Here is a 26,069-nt window from a genome sequence, read left to right on the forward strand (position 1 = left end):
GGAGGGGCGTCCCCGGCACGACGGCCGCCGGGAACACCCCCACGGCTGCCAGGCGGAAGGGCCGAACCGACCTGTTCAGCGCCCGTGTTGGGCCAGGACTCGGGTGTACTGCCACGGCTCCTGGATCATCCCGGAGCACGCGTCCTCGGCGGGGTACGGCCGTGCCCCGCACGGACGGTCCCTGTTGACGGACCAGAAGGTGAGCCGCCCCAGCCCGTGCTTGCGTGCGTGCGAGGCGATCGTGCGGAAGTGCTCCGCCGTGATCGTCTCCCCCTCCCCGGTGATCCCGTTCATGGAGGAGACACCGCTGTGCGCGTAGGCCTCCTTCTCCGTGTAGCCGTAGGCGCTGCGCAGCCGGTCCTTCAGCCCGTCCACCGCCCGCGTGCTGATGAGGCCCATGTCCTCGCCCTTCGCTGACGGGACGAAGGAGAACGGCATGATGCTCCATGCGTCCGGCTCCACCTTCATCGCGGCCGCGCGGTCGATCAGGGAGCGGTCGGGCCCGGAGCGGTAGCTCGGCAGCGTCACGTACACGACGAGGCCCGGATTGGCCTGCTGGACGATGCTGAGCGCTCCCAGCATCTTCCGCTGCGCGGTCTCGCTGCGGTACGCGCCGGCCTCGATGTCGACGTCGACGGCCTTCAGCCCGTACGCGTCGATCACTTTCTGGTACGCCCCGGCCAGCGCCTCCGCGTCCGCGCAGCTCTGCTCCAGCTTCTTTCCCAGACCGCCGCCGAAGGACGGCATCACGTCGCCGCCCGCCTTGCGCACGGCCTTCACGGTGCGTTCGTCGACGCCGCCGGTGAGCGGCCGGTACCCGTCCCAGCGCGGGGTGCAGGTCCCCTGGCTGAGGACGAACGCGAGCGTGAACCAGCGGACCCCTGTGGCCGCCATGACGGTCTCGACGTCCGGCGGGCTGCCCCAGCCGAGGGAGAGGTAGGGCGCCACCGCCATCGGCGCGGGCGGCAGATCGGGGGCTTCCGTACGCGGCGGCGGCAGGGGCTGGGGCTGCCGCACCGGCTGGGGCTGCGACCACACCGCCGGGTGGTGCTGCCGCAGTTCCGGCCGCGGCGGGGCGGCGTGCGAGGTCGCGGCGGCCGTGGTCGAACCGAGCGCGGCGGCCACGAGCGCGGCGACGGCTCCCGTACGGGCCAGCCGGCCGGGTCTGTTCGTGCCTCTCCGCGACGTGAGGGCTCCCGTCCGGGAGGGCCGCACGCCGTCGGGCCGCCGCGGTGCGGCCGGGATCTGGCGGTGGGAGCGAAGGTCGGTCAGATTCAGCGTTCTCATCCGGTCCCTCATCTCGGCTGGGTTTCCCTCCCCTGTACCGAGATGGTGATCACACCGGACGTTCGACGCCCGCACCCGCGCCGGGCGTGTCCCGCGCCCGGCCCGCACCGCACCCCCAGCCGCCCCCGGCCCCGCCCCGTCCGCCCTGCTCCGACTGACACGGAGGGTCGGGGACGGGGCGGGGCCGTGCTCGTCACTCCTTCTCGGTCTCGACGATCTCCGAGAAGCCCTCGCCCCGGTTCCAGCGCATCGTGTAGAGGCCGAAGTCGCTGTTGTAGACGAACAGGACCTTGCTCCCCTCGCCGGTGATGGAGGAGTCCTGCCAGCCGTCGAAGTCCTCGGTGAGCTCGATGTCCCAGTCCGTGAGGTCTTCCGTGCCGACCCCGGCGAGGGACTCCGTCGGCGGCTCACCGTCGTAGCAGAACCGGCCGAAGTCCGCGATCAGCGAGACGGTGCCGTCCTTCTCCTGGAGATCGACCCCCTGGCAGCGGTCGGACTCCGTTTCGTAGAGCGTCTGCCACTCGCTCCACTTCTCCGAACCGGCCGTCGTGTGACGCTCCTGCGCGCCCGTCCCCTCGACCAGACGCACGTGCACCTTCCGGCCGTCGCTCAGTTCGAGCGTCGACTGGAAGTCGTCGTCCGCGGCGGCCGGCCTCTCTTCCTTCGGACCGGCCCCCGCACCCAGCCCGCCGGCCTCGGCCGGATGCGGACCGGTCCCGGCGCTCGCCGTGCCGTAGCCCGCTGCCAGCAGACCCAGTGCGGCCAGAACGGCGAGCCCGGCCTTGTGCGCCTTGCGTATCTCCACGGTGCGCTTCCCCTCTTCGACGGTCGGTCTGGTGCCCCACGTCCACGGCGTACGGGGAACGGAACCGCCTGCCCCTCACCGCGGACATCTGCGGAGGACGCGTCCCGCCCGCCCCCGGTTCCCGGCCCGGCAGGGAGAGCACCGGTCCGGGGCGGGCCCCGCCGCACCTCCCGGCCGACACGGAGAGAGGCCCCGACCGCCGTCGCCCGTACGGGACTTCAGGGCATCCCGCCCTCTCGGAGTGAGCGCGGCCGCGGAGGAGGTACCCGGCTCCGCCACGGTCGCAGAGCCGCTGGGCGGCTCACTCGACCGAGCACTCCTCCTCCGTCAGCGCCTTGCCCGGCCCCGCCTGCCGGGAGCAGAGGATCTTCCTGTCGTTGTCACGGCCGTCCCGGTTCGTGACCTTCACTATCGAGACGGCGAACCTGTGACCGGTGTCGTCGGCGCCCTCGGTGAAGTTGATCCGTCCGGTCGCGAGGCTGGTGAAGTCGGTCTGCCGGAGAGCGGCCCACGTCTCGGCGCGGCTCCTGGCCTGCCCGTCGCTCTCCGCCGCCCGGTGCAGGACCTCGGTCGCGTCGTGCGACAGCGCGGTCTGGCCGTCGTCCAGCTTCGAGGAGACTCCGTCCTTCTGCAGGGCCTCGTCCATGGTGAGGCCCAGGTCGTCCGCCTTGCCTTCGTCCTCCAGCTTGTCGAGGCGCCCGAGGAAGATCGAGCCCGGCAGGGACTGCTCCAGCGCGGTCAGAACCAGGTGGTAGATGGTGACGTTCTTCGCCACGTGCGTCCCCTCACCGAAGCGGGCCTTCGAGAGGTCGTCGCCCGCGAGGACGGCGATCTTCTCCCTGTTGCAGCGGTCGTTGGAGGCGATGCCCTTCATCAGAGGGGTCACGTCCTCGGACCGTCCCGCGAAGTACAGGGCCTGGGGCACCTCTTCCTCCGCGCAGACGGCTTCGATCTGCCTGTCGAGGACGGGCTGCCCGTTACTGAGCTTGTAGTCCGGCAGCGAGTCCACCTGGTAGCCGGCGTCGGCCAGCATCTCCCCGCCGTACCTCTTCTGCTCCTTGGTGTACTGGTCGTGGCTGTTCTTGCCGTGGTCGCGCGCGAGGACGACGGCCCTGCCCCTCTCCGGGGCGGGCACCAACTGGTTCGCGATGAGCCTGAGTTGGTCGTTCTGCCATTCGTCGGTCCCCGCGAGGCCGAAGAAGTTGGGATAACGGGCCATGTGTGTACCGGAGTTGGTGCTGGAGACCACCGGCAGATCGGCCTTCCGGTACATCTCCTGGACGTCGTCGCTGTCGGTCATGTCGCGGCCCATCCCGACGACGCCGACGATCGACTTGTCCCTGTCCGCCAGTTGGATGATGTGCCTGGCCATGGTCTTCTGCGCGTACATGTCCCGGCCGCCGTTGGCCACCAGCACCCGCAGCTTGACCGAGGACTCCTCGTTGATGGACCTCTGTGCGAGATGGACGCCGCGCAGCTCCTGCAGTCCCTTCGTCAGCTGCCCCTGCGTACTGCCGCTCAGCGGGCCCGCGTAGACGACCGTCACATGGTCCTGACGGCGGATCTGCTTGTTGGCCGTACGGATGAGCTTCTGCACCTTGCCGGCCTCGGGGAACGAGACGGAACCCGTGGCCACACCCACGCACTCGGGGTCGTTGCCACCGATCCGCACGCGTTCCGAATCGCGGTTGACGCCGCTGAGACCGCCCGCGCAGTAACGCTCGCCCAGGTGGGCGTCGTAGAACCAGAGGCCCAGCGCCGCGGCAGACAACAAGAGGACCAGGGCCGGCGAGGACCAGAGCCACGTCCAGCGCGGCCTGACGGCGGGCGTGATCCTCCGCCGGCCGGTACGGGCCTCGCGCAGCCACTCGTCGGACAAGGGGATCCGCAGCACCCAGGGCAGGGTGCTGCCGCGCGTGCTCGGCGACTGGTTGACCCGCCGGCTGCGGTTCCAGTCGGCGTACTCGGGGATGTCCGATACCGGCCCTGTCATGGGCTGTGCGGGGAGAGGGGCTTCGAAGCTGCTCTGCAGCTCGCCGACGTCGTCGCGCCCCACCGCGGCGATCAGCAGAAGCGGATCGAGTTCGCTGCGGACGCTGCGGATGTCGCTGATCGCTTTGATCAGCTCGATGGAGCCGTCGTCTCTGCCCGCCGGGGCCAGGAGGAGCACCGGGGGCGTGGGGCGCTTGCGACCGCGCAGATCCAGCGACCTGGCGGCATGGGCGTCGCGAAGGTCCTCACGTAACGCGTGTACGCGCAGCTGCAGATGGCGCCGCTGGGCGTCCTCGGCGGCCTCGTCCGGCCAGCCGTCCACGAGCAGCCCGCTGTCCCGGAGGTCGCGTGCGACCGCTTCGACACGCTGCCGGACCGAGCCGGGCGGCCACAGGCGGAGGAGCCGCCACGTCCCGCGTTCTCCGCGTTCAGCCCGCGGCCCCTGGTTGAGGTAGGTGGTCCCCAGGAACCAGCGGATCTCCCGGCGCAGCACGAGCAGCACCGGAGCCCTGCCGGGAAGGACGCTCAACACGATGAGCAGCGCGAACGCGGCCGCGACGAACCCCAGGGTGACGTACCACGGCTTGTCCGCGACCACCACGGCGATCACGGCGATCAGCAGCGCGGGCAGCGTCTTCGAGGCGTCCATGGCCTGGCCCCGAAGCCGCGTGGCCCAGTGGGTGCCGCCGGGACGCCACCCCTTGCCGTTCAGGCGCTTCAGCAGCTCCTCCGTGCTCGCGCGGCCGTTCTCCCGTGCCTCCCGTGCGACGGCGTCCTCGATCGTCGCCAGCAGGTCGCTGCGCGGAAACACATACGGCTTGTACTGCCCTCGGCCGCCTTCCCAGGGATCCGGCTCGACGCACGGCTCCCGCCCCGGCCCGGGCTTCTTGCCGCAGAGTTCCTGGAGCAGGTGCAACGCGCGTACGCGCGGGTGCAGTTCACTCTCGGACCGCGCGCACGGCTTGACCCTCGCGCAGCGAATACCCTGTTCCGCCAGCTCATGTCCGAGTTCCTCGACGACGCCGAGCACCTGCCCGTCCGCCGCGGAGCCGTCGGACGCCGGATGCAGCACGAACTGGGGCACGGCGATCGACTTGCGCCTGCGGAACTCCCTGAACAGCGAGTTCAGCATCCCCGCCACATGCGGTGTCGTCTCGTACCGCCTGCTGGTGTCCGCGTCGGCTCCAGGCATCAGTCTGTTCCCCCGTAGTTGTCGCATCCAGAACGAATGTCTCGAACGGGAGTCTGTTGCATCGTCAGATGCAGCAACAAGGATGTCACCGAACCATCACACGGCCACAAGCGGTTATCCGACACCTCGCCCACTGGACCGCGCCACGGGCAATTGCCGCTGATAGCAGGCCTTTTGCCTCGATGACGGCGCTTGCAGCGAACTGGCCGCGACAGGAGCCGTGTACGCGAGGTCGGGTGGTGCCCGAAGTCGCCCTGGCACAGCGAGGACCGCGACGAACGCACCCGTGGCGATCCAGCCGGGCCGGCCCGGCAGCCCCATGTGCAGGGGATCCAGGGCGGCGTCCCGATCGGCGAACTCCTTGACCATGCCCACGCTGACCGCGCTCACGAACGCGTGGCCGATGACCGCGGGGACCACCGGACCCCGATCACAGCCGCACCAGGCAAGGATCGGCAGCCCCTCGTCCACGGAGGCCGTCGACGAGGGCGCACGGCTCCGCTCGCATGCGGTCACGTGCACTCGGCCGGGGTGACCGGCCGAGAGACGGGGACCCTCCCCTCGACCGCTCGGCTCCGGCGCCGACCCGTTCGCGCACAGCGGCCGAGGCCCCGCACAGGCCCAGCACCGGGCGCTGGCCCCCTCACGCTTCCAGAGCCAGGGACGAGGCCATCGAGGAGCAGGAGCGCCGCAGGAGCGCAGGGAGTTCACCCGGAGGGCAGTCGGGCAGCCACTCGTCGAGAGCGCAGCGCCACGCGGCCACGAAGAACTCGATCAGGAGCCGGAGTTCGAGGCGGTCCGGTACGCCCAGCCGGCGGACGAGCTCGGTCTGGGTCTCGGCGCAGTGGCGCAGCGCGTGGCCGTCGAGCGCGGGCGAGCCGGCGATCAGGCGCAGGGTGGGAGGAAAGCGCCGGTACCAGTCCTCGTCCATGCGCTCCAGGGTGCCCAGCATGGCGCCGAGGAGGACGTCGGCCAGCGGTCCTGACTTCTCGGTGGCGTCCACGACCTCCAGGTAGGTCCCCCACAGCTCCTTGACGGCCGTGAGCGCCACGTCCTCCTTCGAGCGGAAGTTCCGGAAGAACGTCCGCCGGGAGACCTCCACCTGCTCCAGCAGCGCGTCCAGCGGAGTGCCGTCGAATCCGCGCTCGCCGAAGAGCGTGACGGCGGTGTCGGCCAGGGCCCTGCGCGTCCGCAGCTTCTTGCGTTCGCGCAGGGTGACGGGCTGCTCTGGCGAAGAAGGGGACGGTGCCATCACCGCACCGTAGCGGATACGCCTCCTATATGCATATGCTCTTCTGAGGCTAACGCCACACTGTGGCATTTTCGTCGCCCCCGCTGAACCTGCCGGGGGCGCTCCGCATCCGAAAGGGACTTCGTGCGCGCACTCGTCGTCGACCACGCCTCACCCGGGCACCTGACGTTGGCGGACGTACCCGACCCGCGGCCCGCCGGCAACGAAGCACTCGTCAGGGTGGAGGCGTTCTCGCTGAACTCCGGCGAGATCCACACGGCGACCCGGCCCGGGACGCCGGACGGCTCCCTGCTCGGCTGGGACGCGGCCGGCGTCGTCGTCCGGGCGGCCTCCGACGGTTCCGGCCCGGCCGAAGGGGAGCGGGTCGTGACCGTCGGCCACACGGGCTGGGCCGAGCTGCGGGCCGTCCCCGCCACACTGCTCGGCACCGCCCCGAAGGGAGCCGATCCCGGTGCGCTGGGCACCCTTCCGGTGGCCGGACTGAGCGCCCTGCACGCGCTGCGCCGGATGGGCCCGCTGCTCGGCCGCCGCGTCATGGTCACCGGCGCCTCCGGCGGTGTCGGCCGCTACGCCGTCCAGCTGGCCGCCCGTGCGGGAGCGCACGTCGTCGCCGTCAGCCGGGCGTCCGGCCAGGCCGCCGCGCTGCGGACCCTGGGCGCCTCCGAGGTGCACCCGGAGCCCGCTGCCGTGCGGAAGCCCGTGGCGGCCGTGCTCGACAATGTCGGCGGACCACACCTCGTCGACGCCTTCGCCGCACTGGGCGCCGGCGGCACCCTCGTCAGCGTCGGCCGCTCCTCCGGGGCCGACGCCGTACTGCCGCCGGACGCCCTGCTGGGCGACGGCGGACGGCACGACCGGTCGATCCGAACCTTCTTCCTCTTCGGTGACCCCGCCCCCGACTTCTCCGCGGAGCTGACCTGGCTGGCGCACGAGGTCGCCGAAGGGCGGCTCGACCCAGGCATCAGCTGGCGCGGCCCCTGGACCCGTCACTCGGAGGCGGTGGAGGCACTGCTCGGGGGCCAGTTGCACGGCAAGGCCGTCCTCGACGTCGAGTGATCGGGCGGCCGGATGGCGCGCGGAGCCGGATGCGGGCTCCGCGTCGACTGCGCGCACGCCGGCGTCGGCAACTTGGCGACGGCCCTCGGCGGTACGTCCGAGAGCGAGTGTCGGCCAGAACGCTCGAAGGGCCGTCCGCGCGCTGGCGTTGACGGCCCTTCGGCTGCTGTTTAGAAGGAGAATCTGCTGGGTGGGCACAACTGGGATCGAACCAGTGACATCAGATGCACCCCCTCGATCCGTGGCCGTCCGTGCGGTACTGCCGGCTGTCGCTGCGTTTGGCTCCCCACTTGGCTCCCATGCGTACTGCCTTAGCGAGCGAATGGGTGCCGGCGCGGCGGCCCTGCCGGAGCGCTCGGAGCGCGTCGCCGCAGGAGTCAGGACACCGCTAACAAGCGGCGGCACGGCGTCCTATGACGCCTACGCGGGGGCTAGGATCCGATAGTGCGAGCCTGACCGAGATAGTCCATTCGGTGCACCAGTTCACGCAGCACAGAGCGGCCGCGGCGTCACACCGAATGGCTCTCATCCTGTGACAAGCGTGGACAGTCTGCGCAACTGAATCAGGCGCCTTCCGCAATCGCCTTGCTGAGTCGAATAACGGACGGCTTCCTGTCTTCTTCGAGATCGTATTCTTCAAACTCCCAAGTTGTGACTTTCACATCAGCGGGCACCCGGTAGACGAATCGCATTTCGTCCTTAAAGCCAGGTTGGAGCTGAGCGTTGCATTCTGGGTTTCCCTCAACTTCACTCAGGTCATCGATAGTGTCGTAGCGCCTCCCATCGTCGTCCAGCAATGCATTGGCGATGGGAAGCCCACAGGTAAGATCCATGCTCTGTTTAGCGTCGTTAAGCACAAGCGCCTCCAGAATCACGTACTTCGCCTCACCTCCCGCTTTCTGTTTATCTCCATCAACCGTGGGGATCGTGTCTGACTCGTAAACCTTAACGATTGTGACCACAGCGCCACCGCTTCGCGCCTTCTCCCCCACCTCATAACCGTCAGGCGCTTCCCCTGAGGGGCCAGGCGAGATAGGGGAGGATTCATCTAACGATCGCGGATCTTCCCAAATCGACGGGTTCGAGCCCGGGGTGGAGTTTTTGCCCTCAGTATCGTTGCTGGTTGTAAGTGAGTAAATGAGTCCGCAGAATGTCCCCAATAACGCCACCGTTAGACAATAGGTAGCCAACTTCCAAGGGTTTCGATTCCGCTGCGTCCCACCATTCGGCGTCGGCGGCAAGGTATCGGGATCGCTCATCAGTGGACTCCCTAAAATGCTTGGTTCAACCTTTTCATGTGAGCGGCTGCTGAGCACCGCGTGCGAACGACTTCACATCGTACGTGCATCGTGAACGCGCCGACTTGTGCGCGTGATCAGGTCGTGCGATACCGTCAACTTTTGCAACGCTTGTGTGGTTCGTGTCGGCCATGGCGAACATGGACCCAGCCGAACAGTTCGACACTGAGGTGTTTCCAACCTGACGCGGTGAGCGGGTAGTTGGGCTGGGGGCGGTGCCCGGACACGAAGAAGCTCCTGGTAGACGGGTGATTGTCGAGATCAGCTATCCAGCCAGGAGCTTCCGCGTGCTTGTTTACCCGTCCGGCGTCGATGTGTCCGCCTCGACCCTGCGTTACCTCTCCGTCCGCCTTCGGGCTCGGCGACGAGAAATGCGAACCCGATGGCGTCGGCTTCCCGCCGGACGACAGGCGTTGCTGGTACTGGCTCATCTGCGGTGCGGCCACACCTATGCCCAACTCGCGCGGGGTTCGGCGTGGGCGCCACCACCGCCTACCGGTACATCGCCGAAGCGGTCGAGGCCCTGGCCTCGCACCGACTCTCGCCGAAGCGGTGAAGACCGCCTCCACCAAGGCATTCGTGATCCTGGACGGCACGCTGCTGCCCATCGACCGCGCCGCCGCCGACCGACCCTTCTTCTCTGGGAAACACAAGAAGCACGGCATGAACGTGCAGGTCATCACCGATGCGAAAGGACGGCTGCTGTGGGCGTCGCCGGCGCTGCCCGGGGCGGTCCACGACATCAGGGCCGCACGCACCCACGGCATCATCGACGCCCTGACCGGTACCGGTGTGAAGTGCTGGGCAGACAAGGGCTACCGCGGTGCCGACGGCACCATACGCCTGCCGTATTGGGGAGTTGGGAGACGCTGTCCGCAGGTCAGCAAGCCGTCAACCGCTCGCACGCGAAGATCCGCGCGCTCGTCGAGCAGGCCATGGCCACCCTCAAGACTTGGCGGCTCCTGCGCAAACTGCGATGCTCCACCACCCACATCACCAGCCTCGTCCAAGCTGTCCTCACCCTGCACCTGACCTGCTCAAAGTCAAGATGAAAACAGCTCACTGGCTCCCTGTTTGGCTCCCCCGCCTGCGACAAGCACTCGAAGGGCCGTTCCGCGCTGCTGCGTGAACGGCCCTTCGGCTGCTGGTCAGAGGGAGTATCTACCCGGTGGGCACAACTGGGATCGAACCAGTGACATCTTGCTTGTAAGGCAAGCGCTCTACCGCTGAGCTATGCGCCCGTGAGGATCGAGGCCACAGACTACCCTGTCCCGCCCCACGGGGTACAAACCGCGACCGCCGCCCGGGCGGCCGCATCGGGGCCTCCCCGGCACCCGCGCGCCGGGGAGGCCCCGCCTGAGTCCCGTCCCGGCGATCGTGAACGATCCGGCCCGTGTGTTCGTTGGCACGTAGTGGGAGAATGGCCTGTGATCCACTGGTGCGCATGGGGATACGGGGAGAGGTTCGGTGGCGGCTATGAGCGGCGGCGGCACACGCCGTTGGGGCTGGGGCAGTGGCCGTACCGAGGATCAGCGAGCCGGAGCGCAGGAGGCCAAGGATGCGGCTGCGGCCGCCTTCTACGAGCTGGACACCGCCCAGCGTGACCTGCGGATCTCGATAGAGACCGTCGCCGCCGTCGACGACTCCCCTGCCGCCCGCAAGGCCGTCTCCGACTTCCAGCAGTTCGGGGCGCGTATCGACCAGGTCAGCCACGAATACATCACGGCGGTCGACGCCCACGACCTGGACCGTGACGACCTGGACGCCTCCACCGCCGCCCGCGCCCGGGCCGAGCTGGACAGGACGCGGCAGGACCTGGAGCGCGTCAAGGGCGAGCTGGAGCGGTTCGGGCAGAGTCTGGGGCCGCTGCTGTCGAAGGCGGAGACGCAGCTGGCGCGCCTGGCGCCCGCTGTCGAGCGGGCCCGGCAGGGGCTGCTCGCGGCGTCGAACGCGCTGGACGCCGTACGCGACGCGGGGCTGAAGGCCGACGGCCTGGCCGCGCGGCTCGCGGCGCTCTCCCCGGAGCTGACGAAGCTCAACGAGGGCGCCGGCCGGCACGGAGTCCAGGACACCCTGCACAGGGCGGACCGCGTGGTGCGCGAAGCGGAGGCCGTGCGCGAGGAGGCGCAGCGGCTGCCCGAGCGGGTGAAGGAGATCGACAAGCGGCTCGCCTCGCTGCGGACCCGTACCCAGGCGCTGCACACGCGGGCGGGCCAGGTCGAGCCGGTCCTCAGCGAGCTGCGGAGGCGTTTCAGCGCCTCGTGCTGGCAGGACCTGCAGCAGGTGCCGGAGCAGGCCGCGCGTTCGGTGCGGCAGGCGGAGGAGAAGCTGGCCGAGGGGCGCAGGGCACGGGACGACCAGCGCTGGGCGGACGCCACGGCGCAGTTGTCGACGGTGCGCGCGCTGCTCAACACGGCGGACGAGGGGATCAAGGCCGCCGGGGACAGGCTGCAGCGGCTCAACGAGGTCTCCTTCGACCAGACGAAGGAAGTGGAGCGGACGCGGTTCGCGATCCGTGACGCGCAGCGGCTGGCGATGGCGGGTCGCAGCACGCCCGATCCGGGGCACGCGGGGCCGCTGGACGACGCCGTGGCGCGGGTGGACCGCGCCGTCGCGTCGCTGTCGGGCCGTCACCCGGACTACTGGCATCTGCTCACCGAGCTCGACGCGGTGAAGGAGACGGTGCAGCAGGTCGTCGAGAAGATCCGCGAGGACCGGGCCGCCGGACGGTGAACCGTCCTGCCGCACCGACGGGGGTGCGGCCCGCGCGGGGACCGGTCCCGGGCGGCGTGGGAACGCTCCGTACGGCCGCGCGGGCCGTTCCGGCCGCCGGATACCATTCCGCCATGCCTCGTTACGAGTACCGCTGCCGCCAGTGCGACACGCAGTTCGAACTGAGCCGCCCGATGGCGGAGTCCGGTGCGCCCGCGAGCTGCCCGGACGGGCACGAGGACACCGTGAAGCTGCTCTCGACCGTCGCGGTCGGCGGCTCGACGTCCGCACCCGCCGCGAGCGCGGCGCCGGCGGGCGGCGGAGGCGGGTGCTGCGGCGGCGGCTGCTGCGGCTGACCGAGAGCGCCCCGCGGCGGCTGACCACGGTCGTAGCCGCGTGCGCTGCGCCTTACGTGGTTTCCGGGCTTACGTGGGCCCGGGTTTACGTGCTCTGGCCGTGTACCCAGTGCGCGGGTCTGCCGAGCCGTTCGGGAATCCTGGTGGAACCGTCGCCCCTGGCCGAGTCGAGCTGCGGCTGCGTGAGGAAGAGGCTCCCGGTGAGGTCCGCGCCGCCCAGTTCGGCGTCGCGGAGGTCGGCGCCGAGAAGGTCGGCGTGCCTGAGGTCCGCGCCGTTCAGCCGGGCCGCGATGAGGACGGCGCCGCGCAGTGTCGCTCCCCGCAGCTTCGCGTTCGCGAGTGCCGCACCGGTCAGGTCCGCACCCCTGTGGTCCTTCTTCCTGCCCCGTACGCGCGACCGCACCGTCTCACTGGCCCTGAGCAGCAGAGCGCCCGTCCTTTCGCGGTGCGCGGGGACGTCCACGCGCAGAACCTCCTCGGCGCTGCCGCGCGTCAGGCGCTCGACGCGCTCGTACGCGCTGCGCAGCTCCCGCCGCAGCGGCTGACCGACGGGGAGGTCCGCGGCCTCGGCGAGGTGGAGGAGCAGCTCGTGGAGGTGGCGCATCACGCCGAACACCTCGAACATCTCGCGTGCTGCGCCGGGGGTGTCGCGCCAGTTGCGGGCGCCGTAGGTGACGCGGGAGACCTTCTGGCCCGCGCCGAAGCAGTCGAAGACGGTGCAGCCGGGAAAGCCGCGGTCACGCAGCTGCGCGTGGATGCCGCAGCCGAAGTCCGGCCGCAGGTTCTCGCACGGTTGTCCGGCGTCCTTGTCGACGGCGAAGTCCGCCGAGGCCGCGAACGGCAGGGCCACGCAGCACAGCCCGGCGCAGTTGGCGCAGTCGGCCCGCAGTTCGGTGCGTTGCGGGTGCGCGGTGGGGGCGGGACTGTCCTGGGTCACGGGGATCGGTCTCCTGCTCGGCATCGCCGCCGGTCGCCGGGCGCGCCGGGCGCGGCGTCGTCCGCCATTCTCGCACCGGGCGCGCCTTCCCCGGTCCGGGACGGAGCCGGACCAGAGCCGGGACGGACGGACAGTCAGGGCACGGCGGTTGTCGCACGGCACGCCAACCGCACGGAGATCCCCTCCTATCCGCGGACCCTGGCCACCGCCCCGTAGGAGCCGGCCCGCGGGTCGTCGTCGGCGAGGTCCCGCTCCGTACGGTCCGAGCCCCACCGGTGCACGAGCACGATTCCGGGCTCCACCAGCTCCAGCCCGTCGAGCAGCGAGGCCGTCTCGTCGTACGTCCTCAGCCGCAGCGGTACGCCCGCCTGCCGGCGGTACTGCTCGCGGACGGCTTCCATGTCGTCCGGGCTGTGGTCGGCGGTGAGCTGGGTGAGCGTCACGAAGCTGCCGGGGGCGAGCACGGAGGTGAAGCGGCGGATCATCTCGTGCGCCATCTCGTCGTCGGCGATGTACGGGAGCAGCGCGACGACGGAGAGCGCGACGGGCTCCTCCAGGTCGAGGTTGCCGCTGACCTCCGGCGAGTCGACGATCTTGTCCGTGTCCGTCGCGTCCGCCAGGAGGAAGGCGGTGCGCCCCTGGGGGCTGCTGCTCAGCAGTGCCTGGGCGTGGGCGTGCACCACGGGGTCGTTGTCGACGTAGACGACCCTCGCGGACGGCTCCACGGACTGGACGACCTGGTGCAGGCTGGGCTCGGTGGGAATGCCGGCGCCCAGGTCGAGGAACTGCGTCACGCCCGCGTGGCCGGCGATGTACCGCGCGGCGCGGAGCATGAAGCCGCGGTTCTCGCGGGCCATCATGGCGACGGACGGCGCGGCGTCGACGGCTTCCTGGGCCGCTGTCCTGTCGGCGGCGAAATTGGTGCGGCCACCGAGGAAGTAGTCGTACACGCGTGCGGGATGCAGCCGGTCGGTTCGCGGTTCGCTGCCGGCGGCGGCGCCGGACTGCGCGCGGCTCTCCCCGTCGCCGCCGGCCTCTCCACGCGTCAGGCTGGTGGGACGGACGCGGCCGGTGACGTACAGCGCCCAGAAAAGGTCGTGCACCGCCGCCGGTCTGTCCTTGGTGAGCGGCAGATGTGTCAGCGTCCCCGCCTCGCGCAGCCACCCCCACAGCGTCTCGCCGCTGATGCCCAGCTCCCGGGCGGCCTCCTGGTCGTCGAGTCCGTGGTGCACCCAGGTCGTGACGGCGGACAGCAGCCGCGGCGACAGTCCGGCCAGCACGCCGCTGCCCCACAGGGCCGCGCCCTCCTGGGCGAGGACGGCACGGACCCCGCCCGCCGGGGGCACCGTCCCGGGCACGGGCGGCGGGAGGCCGGCGAGCCGCAGCGCGAGGTCGAGGGTCGCGCGGTCCCCCAGGCGCGTGCGGTCCAGGCCGGCCCGGAACGTCAGCTCGTCGAGCCGGGCCTCGACGGTGTCGGGGTGCAGGCCCAGGAGCCGGCCGGCGCCCGCCGTGCCCATCGTGATCGCCGCCTGGCAGACCTCGAGCAGCCGGCGCCGCTCGACCTCGGCCAGGTTCTCCTCGATCGGCGCGAGCAGCTCACGTGCCCAGGCGCGCGCCGAGGCGTCCAGCAGCTCCGCGAGCGGGGGCCGCCCGTCGTGCACGGCCACGCCGCCCGCTGTGCGCCGCGCGGCCTCCACGCTGACGGCGGCGGCTTCGTACAGACGTGCGGCATGCTCCAACGGTCCGCTGCCGCTCACCCCCACGGCCCGCTGGGCCTGCGCCTCCGCGACGGGTTCCAGGACGGTCTGGACGGGTGCCTGCGCGCCGTCCCAGATGACGATGATCTGCTCCTGGTCGACGGGGCAGAGCACGGTCAGCGAGCGCCCCCACTGCAGAGCTTCCTCCACTTCGGCGGCGACCTCCTCGCGGTCCTCGCCGGGTGCGATCTCGACGACGGCGAGCTGCACGACACCCGCTGCCGTGAGCCCCGGAGCGAGGGGTTCCACGGCCCGTCCGGCGGACGTCACGTCCCCCACCATCAGGTACTGGAAGCCCGACGTCCGGGCGGCCAGCACCGCGGCGCGCAGCCGGTGCTCCCGCTCCGTGACCTCCTGTTCGCGGAGGAGCCCGGCGACCATCACGGCCGTCTCCTCCAGGCCGACCCTTCCCCGCCCGCTCCACGGCCTGGTGTGGGAGACGATCAGCAGCCGGTGCGGCGGCCCGACGCCCACCGGCCACACCTCGACGTACCGTCCGTCGGCGGAACCCCTCACCGGTCCGCGCTCCCGGCCGTGGACCAGTTCCCGCAGCAGCGCCGACTGCCGCCGCACCTCTTCCGGCCACGTCTGCTCGCGGTGGCCGTCGACCACCGCCACCCGGGCACCCGTCTCCCGTTCGATCCACTTGAGCACGGTGTCGGGCCCGCCGCCCTCCGCCATGGCCTCCGCCGCCAGGTGCACGTACTCCTCGACCTGCCGTATCTGGTTCTGGAGCGACGCGACGTGCACGCCGGAGAGGGCCTCCGCGACGCGTACGGGAGTCCCGGGGAAGGTCGGCCTCAGCACCGGCACGAAGCCGCACTCGCCCGGGTCGGGCTCCTCGCCGTCGCCGCACAGGACGACTCCCGCGGCGTCCTCGGCCCGCAGCCGCACCCAGGCCAGGCTGTGGCCGGCGGGAAGCACCATCAGGGCACGGGCGGTGCGCTCACCGATGGGCGGTCCGTCCGGACCGCACCGCATGACCTTGTCGATGACGCGGCTCGGGTCGTCGGGCGCATCGTCGTTGCAGGCCCACCGCAGAAGCGGCCGCTCGCCCGCAGTCAGATGGCCCAACGTCAGCATGGCTCCAGCGTCCTGCTGACCAGCCGCGATCGCATGTCGAGTCTCGCTGTCCGGACGTGCTCCGGCACCCGCCCCGGTCCGTACGCCGACGCCTGCGGCCCTCGTCCGGTCACCGCCCGGGAGGCCGGGAAAGGCCGTTTTGCGGCGCGCGCAGGCCCCCGCAGGCCCCCGGAAGCCGGAATATCGCGCTCCGCCACACTGCTGTCCTGTCCGGCCCAAGCACCTGTGATCGCTCCCGTGCGCCGACCGAACGCCCCCCGAAGGGAAGCCCGTGACCACGCCCCCCGCCCAGCCCGCCGCTCTGACCGTCGAGGAACTCCGGCCGAGGCTCGGCCATGCGGACGTCATCGACGTGCGCACCCCCGCCGAGTACGGCTCCGGCCACATTCCCGGCGCGCTCAACGTCCCCCTCGACCGTCTGGACGAGGCGCTGCCCGCCCTGCGCACCGCGTCGTCACGCGCTCTCCTGGTCGCTGTCTGCGCCTCGGGCGGCCGGTCCGGGGCGGCGTGCGCACGGCTCGCGGCGGCGGGCGTCCCCGCCGTCTCCCTCGACGGCGGAACGGACGCCTGGGCGAGCGGCGGCCACCGGCTGGACCGCCCGTCGGACGGCAGCCGGGCCGTGTGGCCCATGGAGCGCCAGGTGCGTCTCACCGCGGGATCGCTCGTGGTGCTGGGCGTGCTGCTCGACCTGGCCATACCCGGCGCCCGCGTCCTCTCACTGCTGATCGGTGCGGGGCTGGTCTTCTCGGCGCTCAGCAACACCTGCGGAATGGCGGTGCTGCTCTCCAAGCTCCCGCACAACCGGCGGGCCGGCGGCGGCACGGGCTGGGACGCGACTCTGCGCATCCTGACGGACGGCCGTACGGGCGGAGCCGCAGGCGCCTGAAACGGCCACCGCCGGGTGCGCGGCCGGGCTGGCGGGCCGACGGGCTGGGGCCGGCCGCGCACCAGGTGTCCGTGGCGTCAGCCGGCGGCGGGCTCCGTGACGGCCAGCATCTCGCGTGTGATCCGCTCCCCCGCCGCCACTCCGCGCTCCGGCAGCACCTCGACGTGCGGCGCCGACCAGCCGCTGTCCACGAGTTCACCGTGCCCCGGCATCCAGCCGCGCCCGGCTCCCAGCAGCAGGTCGGCGTCCAGCAGCGAGTCGCCCGCGGCGCAGGTGCGTGCCGCCCCGGTACGCCGGGCGATCTCGGCGACGGCCGCGCTCTTCGTCAGGGGACCCGGCACCGCGTAGATCTTCCGTCCCTGCAGTGAGACGGTCCACCCGCAGGTGTCCGCCCACTCCGACAGCTCCTTCACCCATGTCAGGGGCAGTCGCGCGCGGTCGACGACGAGATAGGCGAACAGGTCGTCGGCCACGCGCTGCTTGAGCGTCCACTCGCCGTCGCCCGCGGCCCGCCGCAGGTGCTCGCAGACCTGCCGCAGCGGCGCGCAGTCCTCCAGGGCCCGGCGGACCTGCGCCTGCCAGTCCGGGTCGGACTCGCCGTCGCGGAGAATGTGCCCGCCGTTGGCACACACCGCGTACCGCGCGGGACCGCCGGGCAGGTTGACGCGCTTGTACTGCTCACGCGTCCTCGTGGTGGTCGGTACGAAGACGCACTGTTCCTGCAACCGCTCGAGCAGTCGCGCGGCTGTCTCCGTCATGTACGACAGCGGCTTGTGCCCGTACGTCTCGACGCACAGGAGGCGCGGCGCTTCGGCGTCCGGCATCTCGAGCTTCAGCGCGGCGGCGGAGTAGATCAGCGTCCGGTCGAGGTCGCTCGCTACCAGGACGTTCACTGCGCGGCCCTCCCGTCCGCCCCCGTGGCTCCGCGCGTGTAGCGCGGATGGATCAACCCGACGCAGCTGTACGGCAGTTCCCCCACCTCTTCCACCGGCACCCCGCGCTGCTCCGCGAGCAGCCGCACGTGGTCCAGGTCGGAGCCCGCGCCGCGCCGCGCCAGCACCTTCCACGGCACCCGGCGCAGCAGTACGCGAGTGGTCTCGCCCACGCCCGGCTTTACCAGATTGACGTCCCCGATGCCGTACTCCTCGCTGATCCGTTCCACTGCCCGCCAGCCCGCCCACGTGGGCGCACGGTCCGAGGCGAGCAGCGCCGCGACGTCGTCGGCGACGCCGGTGCGCACCTCGCCGAAGCGCGCCTCGACCGTGTCGAGGAAGTGGCGGGAGACGTCGGCGTCCGCGAGCTCCCGGTAGTACTTCCCGCCGTGGTAGTCGTGCGGGCCGACGAGGTCGGCGCGCAGCACGGTCCGTGAGATCAGGCCGGAGACCGTGGAGTTGAGGCAGGCCGACGGTATGAGGAAGTCCTCCCGCGTGCCGTAGGTGCGCACGCAGCCGCCCGGGTCGGCGAGCACCGCGAGCCCGGGGTCGAAACCCTCGAACGGTTCGAGGGCGTCGGCGAGTTCGCGGGTGATGGCGCCCTTGCCCGTCCAGCCGTCGACGAACACGACGTCAGCGGGGTCGTGGTGGGCGGCGATCCAGCGCAGCGCGTTGGCGTCGATGCCTCGCCCGCGCACGATCGAGACGGCGTAGTGCGGCAGTTCGAGGCCGTGGACGTGCCGGGCCCAGCGCCGCATCAGTACGCCCACGGGGGTTCCCGCGCGGGCGAGGGAGACCAGCACGGGACGGCGGCGCGCCGCCCGGTCCCCGCCCTTTCCGCCGTCGCCGGGGCGAGCGTTCGTCGCGGCCCCGCGCTCCGCGAGCACCGCCTCGGTGACCGTGCCGACCGCGCGGGCCACGCGGGCGGCGGAGGCCTCCAGCGCGCTATGGAAGAGCCGTTCGTACTCGGGGCTCGGCTGGTACTCCACCGGGAGGGACTCCGCGTAGTGCGCCCCGCCGCTCTGGATCGCCTCCTCCCGTTCCTCCGTGGGTGCTTCGAGCTGCGTGTGGGACATGTCCTGCAGCAGCCAGCCGACGTCCTGCGGCGCGTAGGAGGAGAAGTCCGGCCCCCGCAACGGCTGTCGCAGCGGTACGTAGGAGGGGAGCACGGCGAGCAGCACCCGGTCCGTGTGCTCGGCGAGCCTGCTCAGCAGCCCGCCGGGAGCGTGGAGTGCGGGGGTGTCCGACGCAGAGTCGGTGACGACGACGACCGCGTCGAAGCGGCGGCGGCCGTCGGCGCCCGGTGCCACGTTGTAGGCGTAGCGCGTGCCCTGGGCCGCGTCCCCGTCCGGTGTCCCGGCCGCTTCCTCGTGTGCGGGGAAGGCGAGGGCCGTGCGTACGGCGTAGGCCGGGTCGTCCAGCGCCAGCACGGGCGATCGGGTCGTGGTGGAGAAACGCACCTCGGCCGCCTTCACGAGCCGTTCCTCCAGGGCGGCGGCCAGCCGCAGCGGCGCGTACATCAACTCCTCGCAGCCGAGGACGAGTACGCGCGGCGCGGCCGTACCTCCGGGCTCTGTGCCCGGCCCGGGCACGGTCCCCGCCCGGGTGAGGGCTTCCGCGAGACGGCCCGCCATGGCGGGCAGGGCGTCCTCGAGCCGTGCGCGGTGCGCCGGGGTGAAACCGTGGCGGGCGCCGTCCGGAAGCCCCTGGGGCCAGCGGAGTTCGACACGCTCGGGCTCCGGCGGCCTCGCGGCAGGAACCGCGGCGGACCGCTCCTGCGGCGGCTCCACCGCCGCCTCCGCTTCGGCAACGAGGCGCTGCCCGCGCTCCAGCACGTCCGCGGGCAGCGACACGCCGCCGCTCGCGAGCGCCACCACGTCGACGCGGGCGCCGAGTTCGGCGGCGAACTTCTCCAGCGCCGCCTCGTCGTCGGACGAGCGCATGTCCGTGAGCGCCACCACCACGTACCGTCCCCGCGGGTGACGGCGGTGCAGAGCCGCGATCGTGTTGCGCACGGTGCGGCCGGTGGAGAACTCGTCGTCGACGAGGACGAGCGGCCCGTCGCCCTCCAGCAGCGCCGGGTCCTCGGGGAGCAGCAGATGGGACGTGGCGTGGCTGTGCTCCTCCTCGAAGCCCCCGGCCGTGGCCACCCCCGCCACCCGGCGCCGCGTCGAGTGCAGGCAGCTCACGCCGCCGATGCCGTCCGCGACGCTGTGGCCCAGCCCCGTCGCCGTCTCGGCGTATCCCAGCACCACCGCCTGCGCGGCGAGACCGTCGCCCAGCAACTCCCGTACGCGGCGGCCCAGCCGGACGCCGACGCCGTAGACCGTCGCGGGGCTCTCGGGTATGTGCTTGCCGAGAACCCGGGAGACGAGGAGATGCGCCCGCTTCGGGTTGCGGCGGAGCGCCAGGCCCATCAGGTCACGCAGGCCCTCGCCGCTCAGCCGCAGATCCAGCCGTCCCGCGACCCACTCGCCGGACCACACCACGTCGCTCATTCCGCCGCCTGTCCCCTCTTCGCGACTCGCCGCCGCACTCCGCTCGATGCCGCAGCCCTCGTAAGTCCTCGTACTCGTGCCCGTGTCCGTCCTCGCCGCCTCCGTCTGCCTTCCCGCCCGCGGGCCGGCGGCCCTCCCGGCCGCACCGTCCGCCCGGTCCTGCGCGTACCGCCCCGCCTGCCGTCTCACGGCGCCTCCGTCCGCACGGCGTCCGCGTAGCCGGCCGCGCGCGCCCCGGCCGCCAGTACGTCGACGAAGCCCACGCCCTCGCGGGTCACCCCGAACAGCTCGGCGCGCAGCAACGTCCGCTCGGCCCAGGCCCGGTGGGGCTTCACCTCGTTCATCTTGTTCGTGTAGGCCGATCGCAGCACGCCGCCGCCGCTGCGTTCCGGCCTGAGGATGTCCGTCGCGTCGCTGTACTCCTCCAGGCTCACCACGGACAGCGCGTGGACGGGCGCGACGTGCGAGGGGTGGATGCAGGTCTTGCCCAGCAGGCCGTTCGCCCGGTCCAGTTCGATCTCGCGCAGCAGTCCGTCGATGTCGTGGTCGATGAGCACCGTACGCAGTTCCTCGGCCCGCCCGGTGAAGATGCTCTGCCGCAGCTGCGGCTTGAAGATGCGTTCCTGCAGCCGGAAGTACTCCCACACCGGGCCCGTGACGGTGTAGCCCGTGCCGTCCGCCCGGCCCAGCCGGTTCACCACGTCGCCGATGACCGACGCGACGAGCTGCACGTCGTAGGCCGTCATCTCCGGTGTGCGCCGCAGGCCGTAGGCCGAGCAGAAGTCCGTGACGCCGAGCCGCAGCGCGAGCACCCGCTCCCTGTACTTGTCGACGGCGCGGGCGATGCCGGAGAGCGTTGCCGCACGCGTCTCGAGATGGAGCAGTTCCGGCGACTCCAGCACCGGCATCGCGAACAGCCGGTGCCCCGCGGCCGATTCGGCCTCGGTGAGGGCTTCCAGGAAGGGGATGCCGCGCTCCTCCGTGAACTTCGGCAGCACGAAACCGGACAGCAGCCGGGCGGCGGGCCCCATACGCGCCACGAGGTCCCGGATCTGCGCCGGCTCACGCACCCGCACGAACAGCAGCGGCAGACCGCCGTCCCCCGGACGGCCGTCCCGGGACGGCTCGTCCCGCGCGGCCAGCGTCTCCAACTGGCGTACGAGGTTCGCCTCTCCGGCGGCCACGTCGGCGTCGCCTATGGAGTCCTCCAGGCACAGGACCATCGAGACCACTCCGAGCCGCGCCTGCTTGACCACGTCCGCGGCGAGACCGGGACGGGTCGCCGGGCAGTACAGCGTCGCGCCCAGCGCGGCGGCGAGCGTGCCGCCGGGGGCGTCCGCGGTGAACTCCACCGGTTCGTACTGGAAAAGCCGCTGCCGTACTTCCTGTGGAAGATGGCCGAAATGCCGCATACATGCCCCCGTTTTCCGCCGCGCGGCAACCGGAATGACCGACACGACCGTTGCGAATGGTGCCTCCCTCTGGGCTCGACGGCCCGCGCCGAGTCCCAGGCGCCCACGAAGACAACGGCCCCGCGGCGAGAACCAGCCGCTCATCGTACGTACAGCAGGGGGCAGATAGTTCCACCGAAGGGTGAAAATCACGTTACCGCCAGGTACAGGTATGTGCCCTCGCGTTGTACCGGAGCAGGAACGGAGGGCAGGATGACCTCTATGACGCACGCCATGGTGAAGGGCTCGAACGTTCAGCTGGAGACCGCCGCGGTCCGCGCCGTCCTGTGCTGGAGTTCCGGACCGGGAGTGCCCGACGTCGACGCCTCCGCCCTGCTGCTCGACGAAAGCGGCCAGGTGACCTGCGACGACGACTTCGTCTTCTACAACCAGCCTGAGCACCCCTCCGGCGTCGTACGCCACCTCCCCAAGTCCCAGGAATCCGGCGGTCTGCGCGACACGATCGAGGCGGACCTCCCCGCCCTCGGTTCCGGGGTGGACCGCGTTCTGATCGCGGCCTCCGCGGACGGCGGCACCTTCGCCGAGGTCCAGCAGCTGCGGCTGCTGCTCCTGCCCGCCGGAGCGTCCGCGGACAGCGAGCCCCTGCTGCGTTTCGACATCGAACCGGAGACCGGCGCGGAGACAGCGCTCCTCTGCGGAGAGATCTACCGCCGCGGCGACGGGTGGAAGTTCCGCGCCCTCGGCCAGGGTTACGACACCGGCCTCGCCGCTCTGACGACGGAGTACGGCGTCACCGTGGAGGACTCGGACGCGGACGGACCGCCGAGCGGCGTCGGCCGGACGGCGGGAGGTGACACGGCGCCGGACACCGCTCCGCCGCCGGCGAGCACCGTTCCGTCGCCCACACAGCCCGCACAACCCACGCAGCCCGCGCCCACGCAGCCGGCACAGCCCGTGGCACCGGACGAGGCGACCGTCCCCGCCGTCATGCTGCCGCAGCGGTCGCAGGACCCGGAGCCCGACTTTCCGCTGGTGGCGCCCGCACCGGCCGCGGCCGCCACACAGCCCGTCGCCGCCCCCATGGCCCCGGCCGGGCCGGGGCCCGCGGCGCCGCCCCACTACGGGCACCCCCAGCCGCCGCAGCAGCCGCCCGCGACGCAACCCGCCTACGGATACCCGCAGCCCGCCTACGGCTATCCGCAGCCGGACCCCAACTTCACGCTGCCGCCCCAGGGTCCGCAGTTCCAGAACCGCTGACGCTCACGCCTTCCCCGCCTTGTAGCCGCGGCCCCACTGCAGGCCCCAGCCGTACAGGCGGTCCAACTCCGCCTGGAAACCGTAGACGTAGCGCACCTCGCGGCGGACCGTCAGCTCCCCCTTCTCGTGCTGCATCAGCAGCACCGCGCACGAACGCGCCTGGGGCGCCCGCCTGTCGAGGCTGACCTCGACGCGCGGTCCACTGCTCGGGAAGAGCGTGAGGACGGCGTGCGTACGGTCGAAGGCCGGGGTCCCGTCGTAGATGTAGACGAAGAACAGCAGCCGCTTGATGTCGTCCTTGTGGTCGAGGTTGACGTAGATCGTCTCGCCGGACGGTGAACCGAAGCGGTCGTCTCCCGTGAGCTTCACGTACGGAGGGGAGTTCCAGTCTCCGAGGAAGTTCCCCAGAGGCTGCACCACGCCCTTGGTGCCGTCCGCCAGTTCGTACATGCAGGCAAGGTCGAGGTCCACGTTGACCATGCCCTGCGTGTGCGCCTGGACGACCTGCGGCTTCAGCGCCTGCAGGGGGTTGCGGAGGGAACCCCGCCTGCTCGTTCTGTCATCGAAGTCGGAAGTGCGCATCCGCCAGGACAGGTTGACCCTGAGGCTGCCGCTGTCCGCGCCCTGCTCCGTCAGCGAGACGGCGGACTGACGTTTCGTCAGCTCCACCGAATAGGCCGACGAGCCCGCCATCGAGTCGAAACCCGACCCTCGCCGCCGCCTGCTCACACCACTCCGCCAGTTCTCCCACAGGGAGACCATCACGCACCCCCACTCGCACTTCAACTGCCGCGGGGCGGCTCCGAGTCGGGACTCGGAGCCGCCCCGCAAGAAGCGTTCCGCAAACAAGCCTCTATGACACCCGGATCGGCCGGCCCGGCCGGTGACCGTGATGCCCGGTCAGTGACGCATCACGTCTTGGAGCCGACTTCCTCGTCCTCGGACGCGCCTCCGCCGCCCCCGGCCTCGACCGCCTTGTTGCGGCGTACCGAGGACCAGAACGAGGCCGCGATGAGCGCGACGCCGACGAGACCGGTGACGACCTCGTTGATCTGGAACTTGATGGTGACGAGCAGGATGACCGCGAGCGCACCGATGGCGTAGTGCGCACCGTGCTCGAGGTAGACGTAGTCGTCGAGGGTGCCCTGGCGGACGAGGTAGACCGTCAGCGACCTCACGTACATCGCGCCGATGCCGAGGCCGAGCGCCATCCAGAAGATGTGGTTGGTGATCGCGAAGGCACCGATGACGCCGTCGAAGGAGAAGGACGCGTCCAGCACCTCGAGGTAGAGGAACATGAAGAACGCGGCCTTGCCGGCGACCCCGACAAGGGACGGGTCCTTGCCCTCCTTCTTGGCCTTCTCCTCCTCCTCGTGCTCGCGTTCCTCCTCCTCTTCGAGCTTGTTCTCGAAGTGGCCGGAGAGCCCTCCCACGAGGAGGTACGTGATGAGACCGGCGACACCCGAGAGCAGCACCGTCGCGGACTTGTCCACGTGCGTGCCGCCGTGCTGGTGCGCCTCGACCGCGAAGGTCATCGCCGAGACCATCAGCACGATGAGCGCGATGCACACGGAGAGCATGTCGACCTTGCCGAGCTTGGCGAGGGGACGCTCCAGCCAGGCGAGCCACTTGTGCTCGCGCTCCTCGAAGATGAAGTTGAGGAAGATCATCAGCAGGAACATCCCGCCGTAGGCCGCGATGGCCGGGTGGGCGTCCGTGACCAGCTGCTCGTACTTCGTCGGGTCGTCCAGCGCGAGCTGGACGGCGTCGATGGGGCCGATCTTCGCACTGATGGCCACGATGACGACCGGAAAGACCAGCCGCATCCCGAAGACCGCGATCAGGATGCCGATGGTGAGGAAGATCTTCTGCCAGAAGGCGTTCATCTTCTTCAGCACGCCGGCGTTGACTACCGCGTTGTCGAAGGACAGCGAGATCTCGAGGACGGACAGGATCGCCACGACGGCGAAGCCCTGCCACCCCCAGAACAGCGCCGCGAAAGCCAGGCCGACGGCAGTGATGCCGAAGGACCAGCCGAAAGTTTTCAGGACCACTGGGCTACCAATCCGCTTTACGAACAAATGACCTTGGCTTACGAAACATTGACCCCGAAGTCTAGAGCGATGCCTCGCAGCCCAGAGGCGTACCCCTGTCCAACGGCCCGGAACTTCCACTCGCCGCCGTACCGGTAGAGCTCACCGAAGATCATGGCGGTCTCGCCCGAGGCGTCTTCAGTGAGGTCGTAGCGGGCGAGTTCCTGGCCGTCCTCCTGGTTGACGACGCGGATGTAGGCGTCGGTGACCTGCCCGAACGCCTGGTGCCGGTTGTCTGCGTCGTAAATGGAGACCGGAAAGACGATCTTGTCCACGTTCGCGGGAACGAGGCCGAGGTCCACCAGAACCGTCTCGTCGTCCTCGCTGCCCGAGCCGCCCACCAGCTCGTCACCGGTGTGCTCGACCGATCCCTCGGGACTCTTCAGGTTGTTGTAGAAGATGAAGTACTCGTCGCCCAGCACCTTGCCGTTCGCGCAGAGCAGCGCGCTGGCGTCCAGGTCGAAGGCCGCTCCGGTGGTGGAGCGGGCCCTCCAGCCCAGACCGACCTGGACCTGCCTCAGATTGGGTGCGGCCTTCGAGAGGGAGACGTTTCCCCCCTTGGCGAGCGTGACGCCCATGATCTGTTCCTCTCCCCGATGGCTGTGCGACCAGTCTGCCGACATCACCAGGCGCCGCACACCTCCCGGTTACGGAAGGTTGCGGCGCCGGTGGCTGCCGGGATCTCTCAGACGTTGACCCCGAAGTCCTGCGCGATTCCGCGCAGGCCCGAGGCGTAGCCCTGGCCGATGGCGCGGAACTTCCACTCCGCGCCGTTGCGGTAGAGCTCGCCGAAGACCATGGCGGTCTCCGTCGAGGCGTCCTCGCTGAGGTCGTAACGCGCCAGCTCGTTGTTGTCGGCCTGGTTCACTACGCGGATGTAGGCGTTGCGGACCTGCCCGAAGCTCTGCTGGCGGGTCTCGGCCTCGTAGATGGAGACCGGGAAGACGATCTTCTCGACGTCGGCGGGCACGCCGGCGAGGTTCACCTTGATGACCTCGTCGTCGCCCTCGCCCTCACCGGTGAGGTTGTCGCCGGTGTGCTCGACGGAGCCGTCGGGGCTCTTGAGGTTGTTGAAGAAGACGAAGTTCTGGTCATTGCCGACCTTGCCCTCGGCGTTCGCCAGCAGGGCGCTGGCGTCGAGGTCGAAGTCCGAACCTGTGGTGGTACGGGCGTCCCAGCCGAGACCGACGATGACGGCGGTCAGGTTCGGGGCTTCCTTGGTCAGCGAGACGTTGCCGCCCTTGCTGAGGCTGACTCCCACGAG

Annotated in this window: 19 protein-coding genes, 1 tRNA gene and 1 pseudogene; 6 read left to right on the top strand and 15 right to left on the bottom strand. The window is 70.8% G+C overall.

Translation table 11 applies throughout. From position 1 onward, the window contains the following. Positions 1 to 75: 75 nt before the first annotated feature. The 4 genes from IEY56_RS18670 to IEY56_RS18685 form a co-directional block, all read right to left on the bottom strand. Entirely contained in the window at positions 76 to 1,287 is a 1,212-nt protein-coding gene (locus tag IEY56_RS18670; protein ID WP_189038376.1) for a chitinase, read from the bottom strand. Between the two features lie 193 nt (positions 1,288 to 1,480). Continuing rightward, positions 1,481 to 2,092, bottom strand: coding sequence for a hypothetical protein (locus IEY56_RS18675; protein ID WP_189038377.1), 612 nt, complete (start codon positions 2,090 to 2,092; stop codon positions 1,481 to 1,483). A gap of 301 nt (positions 2,093 to 2,393) precedes the next feature. After that, a complete protein-coding gene (locus IEY56_RS18680; RefSeq protein ID WP_189038378.1) occupies positions 2,394 to 5,276 on the bottom strand; it encodes an ABC transporter substrate-binding protein in 2,883 nt (960 codons plus the stop codon). A gap of 643 nt (positions 5,277 to 5,919) precedes the next feature. Beyond that, positions 5,920 to 6,528 carry a TetR/AcrR family transcriptional regulator gene (locus tag IEY56_RS18685; RefSeq protein ID WP_189038379.1) on the bottom strand — a complete coding sequence of 203 codons (609 nt, stop codon included), beginning with the start codon at positions 6,526 to 6,528 and terminating at the stop codon, positions 5,920 to 5,922. Between the two features lie 123 nt (positions 6,529 to 6,651). Between IEY56_RS18685 and IEY56_RS18690 the strand changes: the two genes are divergently transcribed. Beyond that, the gene (locus IEY56_RS18690) at positions 6,652 to 7,584 is read left to right on the top strand and encodes a zinc-binding dehydrogenase (protein WP_189038380.1); all 933 of its coding nucleotides are present in this window, start codon (positions 6,652 to 6,654) and stop codon (positions 7,582 to 7,584) included. A 563-nt stretch (positions 7,585 to 8,147) separates the two neighbouring features. Here IEY56_RS18690 and IEY56_RS18695 read toward each other — a convergent pair. Continuing rightward, complete coding sequence (locus IEY56_RS18695; protein ID WP_189038381.1) at positions 8,148 to 8,843, bottom strand: hypothetical protein; 696 nt, start codon at positions 8,841 to 8,843, stop codon at positions 8,148 to 8,150. A 326-nt stretch (positions 8,844 to 9,169) separates the two neighbouring features. Between IEY56_RS18695 and IEY56_RS18700 the strand changes: the two are divergent. Then, positions 9,170 to 9,934: pseudogene (locus IEY56_RS18700) on the top strand (transposase family protein). A 117-nt stretch (positions 9,935 to 10,051) separates the two neighbouring features. On the opposite strand, the gene IEY56_RS18705 reads toward IEY56_RS18700, so the two are convergent. Next, positions 10,052 to 10,123, bottom strand: a tRNA-Val gene (locus tag IEY56_RS18705). Positions 10,124 to 10,358: 235 nt separating this feature from the next. On the opposite strand from IEY56_RS18705, the gene IEY56_RS18710 reads away from it, so the two are divergent. Next, the gene (locus tag IEY56_RS18710) at positions 10,359 to 11,615 is read left to right on the top strand and encodes a coiled-coil domain-containing protein (RefSeq protein WP_373292130.1); all 1,257 of its coding nucleotides are present in this window, start codon (positions 10,359 to 10,361) and stop codon (positions 11,613 to 11,615) included. A gap of 113 nt (positions 11,616 to 11,728) precedes the next feature. Beyond that, positions 11,729 to 11,950 carry an FmdB family zinc ribbon protein gene (locus IEY56_RS18715; RefSeq protein ID WP_189038383.1) on the top strand — a complete coding sequence of 74 codons (222 nt, stop codon included), beginning with the start codon at positions 11,729 to 11,731 and terminating at the stop codon, positions 11,948 to 11,950. An 85-nt stretch (positions 11,951 to 12,035) separates the two neighbouring features. Here the strand turns inward: IEY56_RS18715 and IEY56_RS18720 are convergent, their stop codons facing one another. Next, positions 12,036 to 12,911 carry a pentapeptide repeat-containing protein gene (locus tag IEY56_RS18720; RefSeq protein WP_189038384.1) on the bottom strand — a complete coding sequence of 292 codons (876 nt, stop codon included), beginning with the start codon at positions 12,909 to 12,911 and terminating at the stop codon, positions 12,036 to 12,038. Positions 12,912 to 13,072: 161 nt separating this feature from the next. Continuing rightward, the gene (locus IEY56_RS28555) at positions 13,073 to 15,727 is read right to left on the bottom strand and encodes an SAM-dependent methyltransferase (protein WP_229712014.1); all 2,655 of its coding nucleotides are present in this window, start codon (positions 15,725 to 15,727) and stop codon (positions 13,073 to 13,075) included. Between the two features lie 271 nt (positions 15,728 to 15,998). On the opposite strand from IEY56_RS28555, the gene IEY56_RS18730 reads away from it, so the two are divergent. Further along, positions 15,999 to 16,613, top strand: coding sequence for a rhodanese-like domain-containing protein (locus tag IEY56_RS18730; RefSeq protein WP_373292124.1), 615 nt, complete (start codon positions 15,999 to 16,001; stop codon positions 16,611 to 16,613). Between the two features lie 77 nt (positions 16,614 to 16,690). On the opposite strand, the gene IEY56_RS18735 is transcribed toward IEY56_RS18730, so the two are convergent. The 3 genes from IEY56_RS18735 to IEY56_RS18745 form a co-directional block, all read right to left on the bottom strand. Next, positions 16,691 to 17,506: an HAD family hydrolase gene (locus tag IEY56_RS18735; protein ID WP_189038385.1), complete on the bottom strand. Its 816-nt coding sequence runs from the start codon at positions 17,504 to 17,506 to the stop codon at positions 16,691 to 16,693. Then, positions 17,503 to 20,043 (bottom strand): phosphoribosyltransferase, encoded by a 2,541-nt coding sequence (locus IEY56_RS18740; RefSeq protein ID WP_189038386.1) that lies wholly within the window; start codon positions 20,041 to 20,043, stop codon positions 17,503 to 17,505. The genes IEY56_RS18735 and IEY56_RS18740 overlap by 4 nt, the downstream gene beginning before the upstream one ends. A 185-nt stretch (positions 20,044 to 20,228) precedes the next feature. Then, the gene (locus IEY56_RS18745) at positions 20,229 to 21,455 is read right to left on the bottom strand and encodes an HpcH/HpaI aldolase/citrate lyase family protein (protein WP_189038387.1); all 1,227 of its coding nucleotides are present in this window, start codon (positions 21,453 to 21,455) and stop codon (positions 20,229 to 20,231) included. A gap of 261 nt (positions 21,456 to 21,716) precedes the next feature. Between IEY56_RS18745 and IEY56_RS18750 the strand changes: the two genes are divergently transcribed. Further along, the gene (locus IEY56_RS18750; protein WP_189038486.1) at positions 21,717 to 22,712 is read left to right on the top strand and encodes a TerD family protein; all 996 of its coding nucleotides are present in this window, start codon (positions 21,717 to 21,719) and stop codon (positions 22,710 to 22,712) included. A 3-nt stretch (positions 22,713 to 22,715) separates the two neighbouring features. Here IEY56_RS18750 and IEY56_RS18755 read toward each other — a convergent pair whose 3' ends face one another. The 4 genes from IEY56_RS18755 to IEY56_RS18770 all read right to left on the bottom strand — a co-directional run bounded on the left by IEY56_RS18755 (position 22,716) and on the right by IEY56_RS18770 (position 26,066). Next, complete coding sequence (locus IEY56_RS18755) at positions 22,716 to 23,474, bottom strand: TerD family protein (protein WP_189038487.1); 759 nt, start codon at positions 23,472 to 23,474, stop codon at positions 22,716 to 22,718. 149 nt (positions 23,475 to 23,623) lie between these two features. Next, positions 23,624 to 24,766 (bottom strand): DUF475 domain-containing protein, encoded by a 1,143-nt coding sequence (locus IEY56_RS18760; protein ID WP_189038388.1) that lies wholly within the window; start codon positions 24,764 to 24,766, stop codon positions 23,624 to 23,626. 38 nt (positions 24,767 to 24,804) lie between these two features. After that, on the bottom strand, positions 24,805 to 25,383 hold the full coding sequence (locus tag IEY56_RS18765; protein ID WP_189038389.1) for a TerD family protein: 579 nt from the start codon (positions 25,381 to 25,383) through the stop codon (positions 24,805 to 24,807). A 107-nt stretch (positions 25,384 to 25,490) separates the two neighbouring features. Continuing rightward, a complete protein-coding gene (locus tag IEY56_RS18770; protein WP_189038390.1) occupies positions 25,491 to 26,066 on the bottom strand; it encodes a TerD family protein in 576 nt (191 codons plus the stop codon). Positions 26,067 to 26,069: the final 3 nt, after the last annotated feature.

Origin of the sequence: Streptomyces daqingensis (assembly GCF_014645895.1) — a bacterium.
GTDB lineage: Bacteria > Actinomycetota > Actinomycetes > Streptomycetales > Streptomycetaceae > Streptomyces > Streptomyces daqingensis.

Coding starts and splice junctions, on each gene's coding strand:
- IEY56_RS18720 (WP_189038384.1), bottom strand. CDS start 12,911: ATGCCGAGCAGGAGACCGATCCCCGTGACCCAGGACAGTCCCGCCCCC.
- IEY56_RS18670 (WP_189038376.1), bottom strand. CDS start 1,287: ATGAGAACGCTGAATCTGACCGACCTTCGCTCCCACCGCCAGATCCCG.
- IEY56_RS18750 (WP_189038486.1), top strand. CDS start 21,717: ATGACGCACGCCATGGTGAAGGGCTCGAACGTTCAGCTGGAGACCGCC.
- IEY56_RS18740 (WP_189038386.1), bottom strand. CDS start 20,043: ATGAGCGACGTGGTGTGGTCCGGCGAGTGGGTCGCGGGACGGCTGGAT.
- IEY56_RS28555 (WP_229712014.1), bottom strand. CDS start 15,727: ATGCTGACGTTGGGCCATCTGACTGCGGGCGAGCGGCCGCTTCTGCGG.
- IEY56_RS18710 (WP_373292130.1), top strand. CDS start 10,359: ATGAGCGGCGGCGGCACACGCCGTTGGGGCTGGGGCAGTGGCCGTACC.
- IEY56_RS18685 (WP_189038379.1), bottom strand. CDS start 6,528: ATGGCACCGTCCCCTTCTTCGCCAGAGCAGCCCGTCACCCTGCGCGAA.
- IEY56_RS18715 (WP_189038383.1), top strand. CDS start 11,729: ATGCCTCGTTACGAGTACCGCTGCCGCCAGTGCGACACGCAGTTCGAA.
- IEY56_RS18695 (WP_189038381.1), bottom strand. CDS start 8,843: ATGAGCGATCCCGATACCTTGCCGCCGACGCCGAATGGTGGGACGCAG.
- IEY56_RS18755 (WP_189038487.1), bottom strand. CDS start 23,474: ATGGTCTCCCTGTGGGAGAACTGGCGGAGTGGTGTGAGCAGGCGGCGG.
- IEY56_RS18745 (WP_189038387.1), bottom strand. CDS start 21,455: ATGCGGCATTTCGGCCATCTTCCACAGGAAGTACGGCAGCGGCTTTTC.
- IEY56_RS18680 (WP_189038378.1), bottom strand. CDS start 5,276: ATGCCTGGAGCCGACGCGGACACCAGCAGGCGGTACGAGACGACACCG.
- IEY56_RS18765 (WP_189038389.1), bottom strand. CDS start 25,383: ATGGGCGTCACGCTCGCCAAGGGGGGAAACGTCTCCCTCTCGAAGGCC.